Source organism: Caloranaerobacter sp. TR13 (assembly GCF_001316435.1).
Classification (GTDB): Bacteria; Bacillota; Clostridia; order Tissierellales; family Thermohalobacteraceae; genus Caloranaerobacter.
Genome location: NZ_JXLL01000001.1, coordinates 113,027 through 129,123, shown reverse-complemented (window position 1 = coordinate 129,123; position 16,097 = coordinate 113,027). Strand labels below are relative to the sequence as shown.

14 protein-coding genes and 1 tRNA gene are annotated in these 16,097 nt (G+C 28.1%); 1 reads left to right on the top strand and 14 read right to left on the bottom strand.

Annotated features, from left to right (window positions below):
- The first annotated feature begins 46 nt into the window (after positions 1 to 46).
- Positions 47 to 277, top strand: coding sequence for an alpha/beta-type small acid-soluble spore protein (locus tag TR13x_RS00610; protein WP_054869943.1), 231 nt, complete (start codon positions 47 to 49; stop codon positions 275 to 277).
- 23 nt (positions 278 to 300) lie between these two features.
- On the opposite strand, the gene TR13x_RS00605 is transcribed toward TR13x_RS00610, so the two are convergent.
- The 14 genes from TR13x_RS00605 to TR13x_RS00540 form a co-directional block, all read right to left on the bottom strand.
- Complete coding sequence (locus TR13x_RS00605; RefSeq protein ID WP_054869942.1) at positions 301 to 1,686, bottom strand: hypothetical protein; 1,386 nt, start codon at positions 1,684 to 1,686, stop codon at positions 301 to 303.
- A gap of 87 nt (positions 1,687 to 1,773) precedes the next feature.
- Complete coding sequence (locus TR13x_RS00600) at positions 1,774 to 2,049, bottom strand: YkvA family protein (protein ID WP_054869941.1); 276 nt, start codon at positions 2,047 to 2,049, stop codon at positions 1,774 to 1,776.
- Positions 2,050 to 2,068: 19 nt separating this feature from the next.
- Positions 2,069 to 2,545: a DsrE/DsrF/DrsH-like family protein gene (locus TR13x_RS00595; RefSeq protein ID WP_054869940.1), complete on the bottom strand. Its 477-nt coding sequence runs from the start codon at positions 2,543 to 2,545 to the stop codon at positions 2,069 to 2,071.
- A 78-nt stretch (positions 2,546 to 2,623) separates the two neighbouring features.
- Positions 2,624 to 3,007 carry a universal stress protein gene (locus tag TR13x_RS00590; protein WP_054869939.1) on the bottom strand — a complete coding sequence of 128 codons (384 nt, stop codon included), beginning with the start codon at positions 3,005 to 3,007 and terminating at the stop codon, positions 2,624 to 2,626.
- Between the two features lie 168 nt (positions 3,008 to 3,175).
- Positions 3,176 to 3,272, bottom strand: a tRNA-Sec gene (locus TR13x_RS00585).
- A gap of 54 nt (positions 3,273 to 3,326) precedes the next feature.
- Complete coding sequence (locus TR13x_RS00580; protein ID WP_054869938.1) at positions 3,327 to 4,211, bottom strand: GerMN domain-containing protein; 885 nt, start codon at positions 4,209 to 4,211, stop codon at positions 3,327 to 3,329.
- Between the two features lie 15 nt (positions 4,212 to 4,226).
- Complete coding sequence (locus tag TR13x_RS00575) at positions 4,227 to 5,678, bottom strand: ATP-binding protein (protein ID WP_242851703.1); 1,452 nt, start codon at positions 5,676 to 5,678, stop codon at positions 4,227 to 4,229.
- Positions 5,650 to 6,342: a response regulator transcription factor gene (locus TR13x_RS00570; RefSeq protein WP_054869937.1), complete on the bottom strand. Its 693-nt coding sequence runs from the start codon at positions 6,340 to 6,342 to the stop codon at positions 5,650 to 5,652. Before TR13x_RS00570 ends, TR13x_RS00575 begins: the two co-directional genes overlap by 29 nt.
- 97 nt (positions 6,343 to 6,439) lie before the next feature.
- Positions 6,440 to 8,347: a selenocysteine-specific translation elongation factor gene (selB, locus tag TR13x_RS00565; protein ID WP_054869936.1), complete on the bottom strand. Its 1,908-nt coding sequence runs from the start codon at positions 8,345 to 8,347 to the stop codon at positions 6,440 to 6,442.
- Positions 8,348 to 8,430: 83 nt separating this feature from the next.
- Positions 8,431 to 9,858 (bottom strand): L-seryl-tRNA(Sec) selenium transferase, encoded by a 1,428-nt coding sequence (selA, locus tag TR13x_RS00560; protein ID WP_054870436.1) that lies wholly within the window; start codon positions 9,856 to 9,858, stop codon positions 8,431 to 8,433.
- A 31-nt stretch (positions 9,859 to 9,889) separates the two neighbouring features.
- Positions 9,890 to 10,930, bottom strand: a complete 1,041-nt coding sequence (gene selD / locus TR13x_RS00555; protein ID WP_082394724.1) for a selenide, water dikinase SelD — start codon at positions 10,928 to 10,930, stop codon at positions 9,890 to 9,892.
- A 14-nt stretch (positions 10,931 to 10,944) separates the two neighbouring features.
- Complete coding sequence (locus tag TR13x_RS00550) at positions 10,945 to 11,574, bottom strand: helix-hairpin-helix domain-containing protein (RefSeq protein ID WP_054869934.1); 630 nt, start codon at positions 11,572 to 11,574, stop codon at positions 10,945 to 10,947.
- A gap of 51 nt (positions 11,575 to 11,625) precedes the next feature.
- A complete protein-coding gene (locus TR13x_RS00545) occupies positions 11,626 to 14,712 on the bottom strand; it encodes a M28 family metallopeptidase (RefSeq protein ID WP_054869933.1) in 3,087 nt (1,028 codons plus the stop codon).
- Positions 14,702 to 16,036 (bottom strand): hypothetical protein, encoded by a 1,335-nt coding sequence (locus tag TR13x_RS00540; RefSeq protein WP_054869932.1) that lies wholly within the window; start codon positions 16,034 to 16,036, stop codon positions 14,702 to 14,704. The genes TR13x_RS00545 and TR13x_RS00540 overlap by 11 nt, the downstream gene beginning before the upstream one ends.
- Positions 16,037 to 16,097 lie beyond the last annotated feature (61 nt).

Sequence of the window (16,097 nt, the reverse complement as noted above, 5' to 3'; positions counted from 1 at the left end):
ACAAATATTAGGAAAACTATAAATAAAAAAGAAAGGAGTTGTTGAAATGGCAAGAAGAAATAGACCTGCGCCAGAAGCGCGACAAGCTTTAATGGAATTAAAACTAGAAATTGCAAGCGAACTAGGTCTTGATAAAATACACGAAAGAGAAGACATAGACCCAATTACAAGAGAAGTTTTAAAAAACGGTGGTAAATACGCAGGATATGTAGGAGGTTACATGGTAAGAAGAATGATAGAACAAGCAGAACGTGATTTAGCAAATAAACTTAAATAATACATAAAGTAGGGCGTATTGCCCTACTTTAATATTTCTACTGAAAATGAATCTATCCATATATCACTTGCTTTTTCTGATGTAATATAAATCTTTATATACTCTCCTGCATCTGTATTTATATTTAAATTATATAAAGTCCAGTTATTTTTAATAATATATATTTTTTTGCTAACCTTGCTGAGAATTTTATCGTTATTCGTTAATTCCAAAGTTATAATCGCATCTTGTGTTTGGTTTGAATTTATCCACATAGAAATATCTACATTCCTATTTTTTAAATAATCGAATTTTTCATTACTCAAATCAACTAATCCTATTAAGAATTCATCGTTTTTACCTTCAGAATTATTTACCTTAAGCGAATAACTACCTCGGAAAAATTTTTCTTCAGAAATACTTGCTACATTTGTTTCATTTAATGAATTAATTATCTCCTCATTAAAGTAACTTAAAAGCTCTTCATCATCATAAGTATTATCATTTTCTTTATCTGCTATATCATATTGCTCAAATACATCATTTTTTTGTGTTTTGCTTTTATCTTCTAAGTCACTTATAGTAATTTCTTCATTCATTGTAACTTTTGTTTCTTTATTTAACTTTATCATCTTGCCTATTGAAATAGCTGCAAATGGCAATAGCATAAGCGCAATTATAGCTAGAACAAGAGCACTTTTCTTAATTTTGAACTTCATTTTTCTCTTCTTTAGATTTGTTCTAACAGAATGAATCTTTCTTCCTTCTTCTCTTTCTGGATTAATTAATCTGTATATTTTAGATGATTTCAAATCTTTTAATACTTCATCAAAAGTTACATATCTTTCTTCCAAACACTTTACGATTATTTTCTGTATATCTGGTGGTATTTCTTTAGATATTTTTTCATTAGAAATCTCACTACCGCCAAAAATTATATGTAATAAATTAGCGATATCTTTTAAGATTTGACCATATGATACAAGTTTATCATCAGATAAAATTATTAGTCCTGTAAAAATCAATTTATCATTCTCATCTACTTTAATATTGTTATTTTGTACAGCTGATGATATAACTTCTAATGGTAAATATTTAATCTTATTTATTTTTTCTAAGATTAAAGTTGCATAATTAATTTGATTGCTAAGTGTAATTTTATTTTTTTGAATATGTTCATAAATATCTTCATAGACATCATGTCTAGTAATTATGTAAACAGCTTTTTCAGTTTCTTCAACCTTTTCTACTAAATCAAATTCTTCTTTTAATACAATTAGTTCTTCTTTTTTAAATAAACTCTTGTCAAATAAAATATTTACTAGATACTCTTCACCAGAAATTTTCCCTTTACATCTTAAAATTTTCTGGTATTTATTCTCAATATATATGTCTATGACGGTAAGATTTTCAAATATTTTACTCGACATATAATCTTCCTTTCGATTGATTATATGTCTATTTTACCATTTTTTATATGAATTGTCACAGTTTTTAGACATCAAATATGAATATATTTAATCTTTTTCGTCTTTAACTTCATATTCGACATTTTCTATTATTTTTTTCTCTTTATTCATATATTCATCTAAATCCTTAGCTAGTTTTGCTAAAATGTACATTATTAAAACAATATCATCAATTATACCAAATCCTAATATTGGTTCTGGTAATAGATCAATTGGACTAATTAAATAGATAAGCCCTAATATAATCCATATTTTTTTTGAAAATGGAACATTTGAATCTAATAAATATTTTATAGCTATAGATGCTCTTTTAATAAAAGACATATCGTCCCCCCATTTTTCTTTAAATGAATAATTGTATATCTGACTCTAAAGCATCTTTGAGATATTCATATACTTCTATAATTTCTACTTCTGGTATTAATTCTTCTTTTTTAAAGCCCATTACCTCTTGTGATAACTTACAACCATAGAATTTAACTCCTTTTTTCCTAGCACCATTTAAAAAATCAACAAGTAGTGGTTTATTGCTTTCTTTCATCATCTTTTTTAACATTTTCTGTCCCATTCCACCCATATTCATTTTTGATAAACTCAAATTTTCTATCCCCTTTGGTATAAAAAGGCTAAATATCTTTTGAAGAAAAGATTTCTTTTCAAATTCTATTTTATCTGGATCTCTTATAACTAATAAGCCCCAAAATGCAAAAAACATAGTTACATCTATACCTAAGTCCTTGGCACCATTAGCAATGATTAAAGAAGCTAAAGCTTTATCATAATCACCACTAAACACTAGTAAATTTAGTCTTTTTCCCATAAAAACACTCCCTTGGATAAATATATTACTTATAGCATTTTTATTATTCCCAAGAGAGTTTGTTTAATTCAATCATTTCTAAACAATAGTAAAGTCAACAAATGGTAACATCTGCTTTAGTTTCATTGCTATTTTGTGATCTTTTAAATCCTCACCGTCTGGTGAAGCACCCATAATAATATTAGTAATATTGTGCTTTCTAGCGAAATCAGCCATGGCTTTCACTACGTCTTTTGATCTTAATACAGTTAAATCAGCACCTACTTTTTTTGAAACATTAAATAAATATTCCAAAGCCTCTCCATCACTTGAATTGTTCAAGAAATTATCTTTTTCGTTAACTACATGTATTACAAATAATTTATCATTATCGCTTTTTACAGCTTTATATCCTTTCATAATTAATCTTTCACAAGTTCTTTGTTGTGTAACACAAACCATTATATTCTTTCCTGACCTCATAGGAAATCCCCTTTCAATAAGCAATTTATATTTAAATGTGAATATATTTTCAATACCCCACTACTATAATTATACCAATACTAAAATTAAATTCAAAGAATGTAACAAAAAATGCAAAAAATAAAAAAAGCGACTTCTATGTCGCATATTTTTCTAAATATCAATTAATGGCGGGGATATGTGGGAATCGAACCCACCCAGGACGCTCCTAACGCCCCGTACTGGTTTTGAAGACCAGAGGCGACACCAGCCGCCATCTACCCCCATTACTGCTGCAATATTAATTATAGTTACTTTTTAATATATTTTCAAGTATTTTTTACTTTATATTTATTAGAAAGTTTTTGTTCAATATTTCATTAATTTTAAATTTACCATTTTTTAAAATTAAAATAAACTCCTGCTCTTGTCTTTTCTTATTCATATCGTTATTATAGAACAATTCTAAAACTACATAGATATCAACAAATTTATCATAATTATTTATTTTATATTCTTTCACTAAATATTTTGAAATATTACCATAATAGTCTTGAAAATAAGATTTCATAGTATAATAATTTATATTTTTGTCTCCATTAATATGAAACAAATTAGCAACTTCAATATAATTTTGATCAATAATGTTATCATAATATTTTATAACTGTACTGATTGGACTAACATATTTATTATTGATAATTAATGAACTAGGCGCTTTAGGTTTATCAATAGTAAAATATTTATAAAATACTTCTCTAGCTTCACCCTCTATAAGTATTTGTACTTTTTCCACATTCTCAATCTGTGCAGCTGAATTAATAATAGAATATAACACTAGTGCTTCTTCTTTTTCACTCATACTTTCTTTTATTAATTCTTTTGAAAAATTCAAATATATAACTTTGCCAACAATATCTGTTGAAATCAGTCTTGCTTCTGGAGGTATTAAACTAGTTAATTCTTCATTTTGAGTTCCTTTTAGCAATTCTTCAATAATTATTTTTTCAATCGGCTGATCTCTTATATCAACTTCTCTAATTTCAGGAACTAAATAGTTCAAATCCTTATTTGGAAAATAAAGAGTTATATTATGAATATTTTTTTCAGGAAAGGGATTAATAGGCTGATAATTATTTAATTCTTCATATATCGTTTTTTTCTCGTAACAACCTGTAAAAAAGAAAATAAAAATCAAAGCTAATATTAAGATTTTACTTTTCATCTTAAACCCTCCGAATTAAGCTAAGTTCAAATCAATAGGTATCTTAATATAAAATGTACTTCCCTTTCCTAATTCACTTTGTACATCTATAGTTCCCTGATGTAAACTTACTATTTGATATGCAATTGATAATCCCAATCCAGTACCACCAGTACTTCTTGACCTAGCCTTATCAACTCTATAAAATCTATCAAAAATTTGAGGTAAGCTTTCTTTAGGTATACCTATCCCGTTATCTTTAACACGAATCACTACATAATCACCTTCAGTGTATAGTTTTACCTCTACTCTACCTCCTTCAGGAGTATATTTAATTGCATTATGAATAATATTTATAACAGCCTGCTGTATTTTGTTGGTGTCTACCTTTATCTGTATTTTTTCCTTTTCTATATAATCCAATCTTATTTTCTTATTGTCAGCTAAAGGCTTAAGTCTAGCAATTATCTTTTCTACCAAAAAGTTAATATATGTTATTTTAAAGTCAAGTGTTAATTTTTCCTTATCCAAATCAACTAAGATAAGCAAATCGTCAATTATGCTATTTAATCTATCTATTTCTGAGTCTATATCCTGCAAAAATTCTCTATAAACTAAAGCATCTACTTCTTTTTGATGTAATAAAGACTCAGAAAGTAATTTAATAGAAGACAGTGGTGTTCTTAATTCATGCGAAACATTCGCTACGAAATCCTTTCTCTGTTTATCAACTTGACTTAGTTTAGTACTCATAACATTAAAAGCATTAGCTAACTGCTTAAATTCATCATTTGTCTTAATTTCAACTTTCTGTCCTAAATTCCCCTGCGCCATTTTAGTTATAGCTTTAGTCATTTCAGATATTGGTTTTGTTATAAAATCGGCAAAAATAAAGCTCATTATCGCTACTAAGATTATGCTTGCTAAAGATATTAGTCTTAGTTTGTTATTTATTCTATCGACTACATTATATATATCATTTAATGATACTGATACAAATGTTGCTCCTATTACTTCATCATCAAGTATAATTGGGACTGCTACATACATTACATGCCCATACTCTTTAAAACTGTAAACATTTGAATTACTTATACCTGCAAGTGCTTTTTGAATTTCCGAATGATATAATCTAGAACCTTCAAACTCATTGTTTGAATCACTTTTTACCATGTTATCTTTATCAACTATTATTATTCTTGCTTTAATCTCTTTACTATAGTTTTCCACAAGCGTTTTTAATAGGTTATCTAATACTAGAATTTTGTTATTTGGTAAATAGAACTTAATTCTATTAGACAAAATATTAGACTTAGTTAATATTTCTTGACGTTTTTCTTGTATATAGGTGTTTAGAATATTCTGACTTATAAAAATACTAATAATCATTTGTGACATTAATACCAATAATAAATAGGTGGATACAAGCTTCCACCTTATACTAATAAATCTTTTTCTTTTATGCTCTGTTCCTAAAATAATAACCAACTCCCCATTTGGTTAAAATGTATTCAGGCTGACTGGAGTTTTTCTCTATCTTCTCTCTTAATCTCCTTATATGCACATCAACAGTTCTCAAATCACCAAAATATTCATATCCCCAAATAACTTCTAATAATTCTTCTCTACTGAAAACTTTACCTGGATTTGAAGCAAGCAATAAAAGTAAGTCAAATTCTTTTGCTGTTAAATTTATTTCTTTTCCTCTTACTGTTACTTTTCTACCTAAAGTATTTATTGTAAAATTATCAACTTTAATAACTTGTTCACCTATTTTTGTTTCTCTAGCTACTACCCTTCTAAGAATTGCCTTTATCCTTGCTTTTAATTCTAAAATATTAAAAGGTTTTGTAAGGTAATCATCAGCACCATATTCAAGTCCTAAAATTTTATTTATATCTTCTCCTTTAGCTGTTAGCATGATAATAGGTACTTGTGATTTTTCTCTAATTTTTTGACATACCTCGAGCCCATCAATTCCTGGAAGCATTAAATCTAATATAATTAAATCATAACTACTGTCTAATGCTTTTCTTAAAGCTTCATTACCATCATAAGCAGTATCTATTTTATATCCATCCTGTTCCAAGCTATACTTTAAACCTTTAACCATCAAGGGCTCATCGTCTACTATTAAAATATGATTGCCCATCTTATCACCTCAAATTGTTTATTTAAAATCAGTCTATATTGGAATGATTCTACAAAATTCATCAAAAATCCTTTTTTTCTTTCTCTTTTTATCTATTTTATAGTAAAACCCTCTTATCTTCAACGCGTTTAGTAATCTTCTTTCTGTCAAAATCTTCTAATAATGCTACAGCAAACTTTCTACTAGTTCCTAATATATCTCTAAATTGAGACAATGTTATTGAGCCATTATCTTCAATAAACTTTTTAAGTTTCTCCAGACATTCATCATATACTTTTTTATGAAATGTAATTTCATCAGTTGCTTTAACAAGTATTCCTTGATCTATCATTGCATCATATACTTGTATAACTTCTTCTTTTTTATATTTTAATTGAGATATTACTTCATCTTTTTTAGGCGGTGCATACTTTCCATTTATATATATGCTTTCTAACCCATTTTTTATTTCATTTTGCAAGTCATTAAATTCAGGAACAAAATCATTTAATGCAACTTTATCAAATATAATTTTAATTATACCATCTTCACTCAATTTATTTATCACTAAATCACCCAATTTAGGTTTAACATGCCCTAGTAATCTACTTCTTAGTTCCTCTTTTAGCATTCCCGATTTTAAAGGGTTATTTCTATGATATGTATTTAATTCTTCAATAACATCTTTAGTAAGTTTAGAGAAGTAATCCTTATGAATAACATGTTTATCATTTGATAAATTAAATCTGACTACTTTATTTTTTTCTTGTAATTCATTTATTAATAACTCTATTTTATCTTGAGGAATAACAGTATTCTTTGCTATATCTGTTATACTAGGAAATTTTCTACTATTTTCATGTACAAAATTTTCAACTATATCAATAGGCTTTCCTTTCTCTTTTAATTCAAACTCCTTTATTATAGCTTCGTCAAATCTCTTTCTTTTTGGTGGATTAGAATCTAATATCTCGCCACCTCCAATTGTCTCCATAGGCGAATAAAATCTAATGATAAACTTATCTCCTCTTTTAGCTACTGTTTCTTCTTCTAGCCTTAATTGAGCATAACAACTTTCTCCTGGATATAATTCTTCTCTATCAAGTAGTACTGCTCTTGTTAGTATTTCGCTAGTACCTAAGTATAACCTTAGTCTTGCACGATTTTTTATAGTTCTGTTAGAATCTTTTAAACAATGTAATTTTGCATCTAACATCATTGTAGATTTCATAGAACCTATAGGAGCTATCACATTTCCCCTATCAACTTCATTTTTCTTTATACCAGCCAAGTTTATTGCTACCCTTTGACCTGCATAAGCTTCATTAGTATTCTTACCGTGTACCTGTATAGATCTAATTCTACTTGTTTTATTTCCAGGGAAAATTTGAACTTCGTCACCCTCTTTAAATTTACCAGATATTAAAGTACCAGTAACTACTGTGCCAAAACCTGATATTGTAAAAGCTCTATCAACTGGTAATCTTGGAGTTTCTGTAAAATCTTTATCTTCTATTTCTTCTGTAAGCTTATCTATAGTTTCTATAAGCTCACGAATTCCTATTCCTTTTGTTGAAGATACTGGTATAACTGGACTGTTCTCTAAAAAAGTACCTTTAAGCTGATTACTTATATCATCTATTACAAGACTTAACCAGTCTTCATCTACTAAATCAGCTTTAGTAATTGCTACTAAGCCTTTTTTAATATCTAGTAAATTCAATATATCTAGATGCTCTTTAGTTTGAGGCATAACACCCTCGTCTGCTGCCACAACCAAAATTACAATATCCATACCAATTACGCCTGCTAGCATATTTTTAATAAATTTTTCATGTCCTGGAACATCTATAATTCCTGCTCTTCTTCCACTAGGTAAATCAAAATATGTAAAACCTAGCTCAATAGATATTCCTCTTTCTTTTTCTTCTTTCAATCTATCAGTTTCTCTACCTGTTAATGCTTTGATTAGAGTTGTTTTTCCATGATCTATGTGTCCAGCAGTACCTATAATAACATTTTTCATATAAACACCCCTTTAAAACCGTGATTGGTCACTCGTCATTCGTTATTCGTTAAATTAGAAAGCTAAAAACAAAATTCAAGTTCTCAGCTTTTGACTTTATCTAAATTATCGATTGTAACTTTTAATGCAGTAGCAATTATATCAAATTCATCTTTATGTATTGTTCTTACATCCAAATAGAGCTTATCTTTGTATATTCTAGTTATTATAGGGACTTCATACATTCTAAGACTTTTTTCAAGTTCAGAAGTACCTATTAAACGTGAACTTATTTCAATCGCTTTAGTCGGTAATTTTTCAAGAGGTAATGAACCTCCTCCAACTTGTGAAAACTGGTCAACTATATTAATTTCTAACTTATCATTTATTTTGGCCTTTATCTTATCAAAAATAATCTTAGCCTTTTCATTAAGCTCACCCATAGACATAGTTATCATATTAAGTGTAGGAATTTTTTTTATAGCTTCACTCTCATCAAGATAAAGGCTAAGGGTAGGCTCTAACGCTGCTAGAGTAAATTTATCCACTCTAAGCGCTCTAGTTAATGGATTTTTTTTCATTCTGTCAATATAAATCTTTTTACCTACTATAATTCCGGCTTGTGGTCCTCCTAAAAGTTTATCTCCACTGAAAGTTACAACATCTACGCCCTTTTTAATTGAATCTTGAACTGTAGGTTCATAACATAATCCATATTTTGATAAGTCAACTAAGACTCCACTTCCTAAATCTTCAATTACCGGTATATTGTATTTTTCCCCTAATTCAACTAGTTCATCTAATTCTACACTAGAAGTGAATCCTAAGATTCTATAATTACTTGTATGAACCTTTAATAATGCAGCTGTTTCTTCATTTATAGCATCTTCATAGTCCCACAAATGAGTTTTATTAGTTGTGCCGACGTCAACTAACTTAGCACCACTTTGCTGCATTACATCTGGCACTCTAAAAGAACCACCTATTTCCACTAATTCTCCTCTTGAAACTATTACCTCTTTATCCTTTGCCAATGTACTTAAAACTAACATCACTGCAGCTGCATTGTTATTTACAACTAATGCACTTTCAGCTCCTGTGATTTTAGTAAGAATTTCTTCTATATGGCTGTATCTAGAGCCTCGCATTCCTTTATCTAAGTTAAACTCCAAATTTGAATAGTTGGTAGCAACTTCAACAACATTATTAAGAACACTCTTACTTATAAGTGACCTACCAAGATTCGTATGAATAACTACCCCTGTTGCATTTATTACTCTTTTTAAATTAGGTTTAGCCTTGTTAGTTGCTTTCTTCACTATAATCAAAGGTAATTTTTCTATTTCTTCTTTAAGAGTATTTATATCGTATTTCTCATTTCTTATGCCTTCTCTAATAATATTTAGCTCTTCTCTAATAGTTTCAATAATATATTCTCTTGATATTTTTTCCATCAAACTATTTATTTTATTATCAGATAGTAATTCATCAACTTTTGGAAGCATTGAAAACAAGTTGATTTTGTTATTCATAATACACCATCCATTCTTAAATATTATAGCTTTATTCAACTATTATTGGATATTTTTCTTTACTAATAACCTCTCCAATTATTGCATAATCTACTGGATTATTTCTAAGTTCTTTTATAAGCATTTCTGCTTTTTCTTTATCTACCGAAATCAAAAGACCTCCAGATGTCTGTGGATCAAATAATATATCTTTTATTTCCTCTTTAATATTTTCATTGATATATGCTCTATCATTTACAAAGCTTTTGTTTTTATATGCTCCTTCTGGAATTAATCCTATTTTTGCATATTCTTTTGCACTTTCTAAAATAGGAACTTTACTACTAAATATTTTTATCGTAACATCACTACCTAAAGCCATTTCTAATGCATGACCTATTAAACCAAAACCTGTTACATCAGTACAGCTATTTACACCAACTTTCATCATAGCGTCTTTTCCAATTTTATTCAGCGTAGTCATAACCTTTACTGCTTCGTTGTATGTTTTTTGATCTGCCATCTGTGCTTTAATAGCTGTATTTATTATACCTAAACCTATTGGTTTAGTTAAAACTAATAAATCGCCTACTTTTGCATTACAATTCTTTATTACTTTATCTGGATGGATAAAACCTGTTACTGATAAACCATATTTGGGTTCATTATCCTCTACAGTATGTCCTCCTATTAAAAGTGCATTTGCCTCTTTAACTTTATCATATCCTCCTTTTAAAATTTCTGCCATAACCTCAGCAGGTAGACAATTTGGAAAGCAAATTATATTCATAGCTAGTTTTGGTTCTCCACCCATAGCATATACATCACTTAATGAATTTGTCGCTGCAATTTGTCCAAAAGTATATGGATCATCAACTACTGGTGTAAAAAAATCAACTGTTTGTATTATTGCTGTATTTTCATCAATTTTATATACTGCAGCATCATCAGATGTATCAATACCTACAATTAGGTTTTCATCATATGTTTTAGGTAATTGACACAGAACCTGTGCCAAGGTCTCAGGACCTATTTTAGCAGCTCAGCCAGAACTATTAGTCAATTCAGTAAGTCTTTTAAGTGTTTCTGCCATCTTTATCCTCCCAACTATTTAACTGTTATTAAATCTTTTATTGCTTCAAATGTTTTTTCTCCTATTCTAGGAACATTTTTTATTTCTTCTATATCATCAAATTTATTCTTAGTTCTATATTCGATAATTCTGGATGCTAACGTTTTGCCTATTTTTGGTAATTTCATAAGTTCATTAAGACTTGCATTATTTATATTTACTTTACCAGCGCTTACATTTGTACTAACTATAACGTTTTCTTCAGGATCGCTAATAAAACTTTCTTCGCCTTTTTTAGGTATGTATATCTTTTCTTCATCTACAAGTTTTTTAGCTAAATTTATTCTGTCTAGATCTGCTTCTTCCTTTAATCCTCCTGCTGCATTAACAGCATCTATAACTCTATCGCCTTCTTTTAAAATAACTAATCCTGATTTATAAACCTCACCGCTTATATGAACCATTATAGTTTTATCTATATTTTGTTCGCCAATATTCTTTTCTAAAGTACTAACATTTTCTGTATCTTCTATATCATTAATATCTTGTCCTACTTCATCTATCTTTATATCATTACTTCTTATTATTTTTATCGAAATAACTGAGATAATAGATATAACTAGTATAAGTATAACTATTTGTTCCTTTTTTGTAAAGGAAACCATCAAATCACCTCATATCCATTTAACATTATTAACATTATCATTTTTATTTTTTTAGTATTCTTCTTTATTAAACATTTCTGTTCTATTTAGTCTTTCCAAACCATCTTTTAAAGTATATGGAGCATATAAAGTTGAGATAAATATCATGTTTATAATTGTAAATATTATAAATAATCTTAAGAATGAAACTTTCCCTTTTTCATATCTATAAAACAATACTAATCCTAAAGTAATAATTCCTATAAAAAATGTAACTACTATGCTTTCATACCTCATTCCTATCAAACTTGGCATTTTAAATGTAGCAATCTGACTGATAAAATTAATTGAAGCAGCTATATAAATAGCTTTACCGTTAGCTAGCCATTCATTCTTCTTAAAAATCTTAAATAATATCAAAAGCAAAACTCCTGGTATTACCCAATGTATTTTTGTCAGCAATACAATAAAAGCTAAAAATAAGTTTTGAATTATTCTACTTGATCTTACTAAAAATTGATTTTTAAAACTATTAAATCCAAAATACTCACTTGAACTTGATACCTTTAAAATATTTTTATTTTTACCTTCTAACCAAGCTATATATATATCTTTCCTATCAGTATCTATGACTGAATTTATTACTTTGTTATTCTTAGTTTCGTAAATTAAATCAGTTTTTCTAAGTTTTCCATTAAAAAAGCTTAAGAAATATATATAATTTTTACCTAGATGATTTTCAGCATTTATAGTCATGTATAAATCAATACCATCTATTTCCTTATTATTAACTATAGTAGGTACTTCCTTAATTTTTGCTATAGCTCCTCCTGCATCGTGTAATTCTATTTTTTCTTTTTTGACTATAATGTTCTTTCTATTACTCAAATAAAAAGTTAAATAGTAATAATCCTCTTGTTCTTTAAAAAATATATACCCTTTAGCTTTATCTATTCCAAAAGCTAGCTGAGAATCTTCTTTTAAAGTGTATAGTTTAACTGGTTTGCTAAGTTTACCATCAGCATTAAGCAAAGCATATTTAATTAAAATACTCCCTTTATCCTTTTGCTTATATAAAATAAATATCCTGTCTTTATAGTCTACTTGAGCTAAAACGTTTAAAATATTTTTATCTTCGATATTATTTTCCCATTGTTCAGACTTTACTATAATTTTATCTTTGCTACTTGCAATGATATACTTTTTACCTTGATTTTCTAGTATATCGAAATCATTTATGTTTTCTAATACTTTTTCCGATCCTTCAGATTCATTAGTCAAACAAAATAGATTTTTTTCATAAGTATAATAAACTTTATTTTCGCTTAACACATATTTACTATTTTTTTCATAAGGAATTTTTAAAAGCTTTTCATCTTTAACTTTACCATCTTTATCTAGTACAATAATTTTAATTCCTTTTTTATCTTTTACTAAAATATTAATATTATCATCAATTTGAAAATCTAATATTTTTTCAATATTTTCACCTGTAACCTTCACTTGATTTTCCCAAGGTTTTAACAGAGGTTTTACGGCAATTGTTTCTTCTGCTTCATAGCTGCTATTGTATATCAATATAGATAATAGCATTACCACTATTAAGATTGATGTAAATATAGGTCTTCGGCCAAGCTTCTTTTTTAACTTTTCATTTTTATTTATTGACTTAACTGCAAATATAAATACTAGACCTATTAAGAAAATAGCTGAAAAATAAATAGGTATAGTTTTTAATGCATATAACTGTTCTTTAGAGATAACATTTTTGCTTATATCCTTTGCACTGAAAGCAAAATAATCTATTAAGCTAAGCATTAGCATTCCAGCTTCTCCTAATCTTTCCTTATCAATATTGGAAATATCATCTTCAACTGTATGTATTAAATTGCCAGCTGGATGTGTTATAGTAACAGCTGGAATTCCTCTAAGATCAAAGCTTAAGTGGTCACTATTACTCGAAAATGAATCAACACTGCACTCTATCCCGCGTTTCTCTGCTACCTTAACTATTTTGTCTACTAGTTCGCTACTTACAAGCTGTCCTACTGTTCCTCTTTGCTGCGATGGGAAAGTATCAATCTCAAGTTTCACTTTTTCTTTAGAGCCTATCATATCTATGTTAAAAACTTTAGTACCTATAAGTGGAAATGGACGTGAAAATACATAGTATTTTGATCCTTGAAGTCCACTCTCTTCTCCATTAAATGCTGCAAAAACTATAGTTCTCTTTGGCTTTTTCCCACTTTCTTTTATAGCTCTAGCTAGCTCTAAAAGCATACCTGTTCCTGAAGCATTATCCAAAGCTCCATTAAATACCGAACCGTCAGGGTCTGTACCAACATGATCAAAATGCGCACTTATAAGAATAACTTCTTTTTTTAGCTTTTCATCATTTCCTGGAATATAACCTATTACATTTGAAACTTCTACTTCTTTAAACACTAAATTAATATCTATATTTACACTATATCCTTTATTACTAAAATCAACCAATTCTTTAAATACTTCTTTTCTTACTACTATATCAATAAATTTGCCTTCAACCTTTTTATCTGCCTTTTCCCCAATATAAACAGTTTTTATTAATAAATTCTTTTCTTTTCCTTTTAAATCCATAGTTGTGGGTCTTATTACAGCCTTAATACCTTTTTCAACTAACATTTTGGCTTTTTCTAAATCTCTTAAGTCGTCATAGAATAGTACTATATTATCTTTACCTGTCTCAATATCATCTAATGAACCTATATACTTTATTTTGCCGCTAACTTGACCGCCTTTTGAGTAGTCTCTTGTATTTTCAATAAAATCTTTTCTTAATTTATATCTCTTAATAACATTACCTTCTCTATCTAAAACCTCAAATTTTACTAGTTTGTTTAAAAAAGGTGAAATAATCTTGAATGTTTGAAAGTAACTTCCATTGCTATTTATTGGCTTGAGCCCTATTTTTTCAAATTCTTTTGCTATATACTCCTGTGCCATTTTATTTCCTTCTGTACCAGGCAGTCTTCCTCCATACTTATCTGATGAAAGTTCAGCTATATGCTTATATGCATTATCTTTATTAAAATTATACGGGTCAATATACGACCCGCATCCTGTTAAAAATATAATTAAAGTTATAATTAAAACTATAAATTTATAATTATTTTTCACTATTTTCACCCTCTAAAGCATTTATATAATCAAGCCATTCTCCTTCTAGTTCATATAAATCCTTTTTATATACGCTGTAAAGTGCTTTATCTATTTCTTCATATAAATTAGTTTTATAGTATTCCATATATTTATCAAAACCGTATTTGTTTATAAGGTACTTTGCAAAAGAAAATATTTCAGGATAAACTATATCTCTGTTAAAACTACGATCTATTAATAAACCTGTAGTTAAATATTCTAACGGCACATAATCATCAGAATTTACAACATCCTTAATATTTATCCCACTATATTTTGAATCTACATCTAAAGCACCATATAGCCCTAATTGTGTAAATTTACTTAATGGTAATCCTACTTGGTCTATCAATACCCTATAAATGAAATATTTATAAACACTATCTTCATTTTCTTTATTATAAACTTCATATATATTCCCTAGCCAAAAATCAACATCCCACTGTTTATAGCTTTTCTTTATTTTATCACTCATAAAAAGATAGTAGTCTATCTTTCCATCATAACTAATATTTAGTTTTTTAGATATTTCTTCATAAGTTTTCTCTCTTTCTTCAATTATTTTATTAATATTTTTTTCTACATTATCGTCTAACGGACTATAATGGAAAATAAAATGTTCACTTTCTTTAGTTTTAAAATCATCCTTCCAAGAATTTTCGCCAATCTTATTTATAAGCCACTGTGTATCAGTTTTATCAAACATTCCTACATATTTTTCGTTTTTGTTTACTTTAATAACATATTCTGCGTTTCTCGAAGGTGTTGATACATACAATATGTAAGGCAAATATTTTTTATTCAATGCTCCATTAACAATCAAATATTTTTTCTTGTTCAAAGGGTTTGGTATAAGATATTTAAAAATAACAGATTCATCTTTGAAAACTTTATCGCCAACTACAAGACTTCCATCTATTACTTTCATAGGAAGCTTTTCGTTTATTTTTTCAAAAAGTTGATTTGTTTCAGGATTTCCTAATATAATGATATGCCTATTTTTTATGTCATCTTCATTAACTTCAACATCACTTTTAATAATAAATCTGTCTCTAATTTCTTTTTGAAATCCCTGACTATATGACTTAGCTAAATTATACAAAACAGCAGTATCTTGTTTACTGCCTATTGTTCCATAAACTACTACAACTTCATCTCCATACAATACCTTATGAGAATAATCTCTCATTCCAGTCATACTTTTATCAATTTTCTCAGAATCTGTACTAGTAACACCCCCACATCCCGTTAATGCTGATAATATAAAAATTATAGTTAATAGGTAAACAAGAAATTTTTTCACAACGATATCCCCCATTTCCTATCATATCGGTTTTATACTTAACTGTTAAAAAACTAAATTA

What these genes read in the sequence shown, in the direction of transcription:
- TR13x_RS00610 (WP_054869943.1), top strand. Translation starts at nt 47, where the DNA reads ATGGCAAGAAGAAATAGACCTGCGCCAGAAGCGCGACAAGCTTTAATG.
- TR13x_RS00605 (WP_054869942.1), bottom strand. Translation starts at nt 1,686, where the DNA reads ATGTCGAGTAAAATATTTGAAAATCTTACCGTCATAGACATATATATT.
- TR13x_RS00600 (WP_054869941.1), bottom strand. Translation starts at nt 2,049, where the DNA reads ATGTCTTTTATTAAAAGAGCATCTATAGCTATAAAATATTTATTAGAT.
- TR13x_RS00595 (WP_054869940.1), bottom strand. Translation starts at nt 2,545, where the DNA reads ATGGGAAAAAGACTAAATTTACTAGTGTTTAGTGGTGATTATGATAAA.
- TR13x_RS00590 (WP_054869939.1), bottom strand. Translation starts at nt 3,007, where the DNA reads ATGAGGTCAGGAAAGAATATAATGGTTTGTGTTACACAACAAAGAACT.
- TR13x_RS00580 (WP_054869938.1), bottom strand. Translation starts at nt 4,211, where the DNA reads ATGAAAAGTAAAATCTTAATATTAGCTTTGATTTTTATTTTCTTTTTT.
- TR13x_RS00570 (WP_054869937.1), bottom strand. Translation starts at nt 6,342, where the DNA reads ATGGGCAATCATATTTTAATAGTAGACGATGAGCCCTTGATGGTTAAA.
- selB (WP_054869936.1), bottom strand. Translation starts at nt 8,347, where the DNA reads ATGAAAAATGTTATTATAGGTACTGCTGGACACATAGATCATGGAAAA.
- selA (WP_054870436.1), bottom strand. Translation starts at nt 9,858, where the DNA reads ATGAATAACAAAATCAACTTGTTTTCAATGCTTCCAAAAGTTGATGAA.
- TR13x_RS00550 (WP_054869934.1), bottom strand. Translation starts at nt 11,574, where the DNA reads ATGGTTTCCTTTACAAAAAAGGAACAAATAGTTATACTTATACTAGTT.